The following is a 681-nucleotide window of genomic DNA, read 5'->3' as shown; positions in this document are numbered from 1 at the left end:
CGGGTTAGCTTGAAGGTCTGCGATGATCTTGCTTGCTTCTTGCTCCCACTGAGCTGGAAGCTCACCGTTTACACGACGCTTGAATTCTGCAGCTAGCTCTGGGTATGCCGCTTCATAAGCCTCTAACTTCTCGTTCCAAGCCGCTTCTTTTGCACTACCCGCTTCTTTCGCATCCCACTGTGCTTTAATGTCAGCTGGAATTTCGAATGGACCGTATTCCCAACCTAGGAATTCGCGTGCCGCTGCAATTTCGTCGTGACCAAGTGGTGCACCGTGACAATCGTGTGAACCCGCTTTGTTCGGAGAACCAAAACCGATGATGGTTTTAGTACAACTAAGTGTTGGACGTGGATCCGCTTTTGCCGCTTCAATAGCAGCATTGATTGCGTCAGCGTCGTGGCCGTCTACTGCTGGGATAACGTGCCAGCCGTACGCTTCGAAGCGCTTAGGCGTATCGTCAGAGAACCAACCTTCAACTTCACCGTCGATAGAGATACCGTTGTCATCCCAGAAAGCAATCAGCTTACCAAGACCTAGAGTACCTGCTAAAGAACACGCTTCGTGAGAAATACCTTCCATTAAGCAACCATCACCCATGAACACATAAGTGAAGTGGTCTACGATGTCGTGGCCTTCTTTGTTAAATTGCGCTGCAAGAGATTTCTCAGCAATCGCCATACC

At 49.6% G+C, this 681-nt stretch carries 1 protein-coding gene; it reads right to left on the bottom strand.

Going from position 1 to position 681, the window contains the following annotated elements; all coding sequences use genetic code 11:
* Nucleotides 1–681 (bottom strand): thiamine pyrophosphate-binding protein (locus tag GCE9029_RS25290; RefSeq protein WP_497463376.1); only part of this gene is annotated, 681 nt, incomplete at both ends.

Source organism: Grimontia celer, assembly GCF_900055185.1.
Classification (GTDB): domain Bacteria; phylum Pseudomonadota; class Gammaproteobacteria; order Enterobacterales; family Vibrionaceae; genus Enterovibrio; species Enterovibrio celer.
Note: the sequence above shows the minus strand (reverse complement) of the source record. Positions and strands in the feature narration are given on the sequence as shown.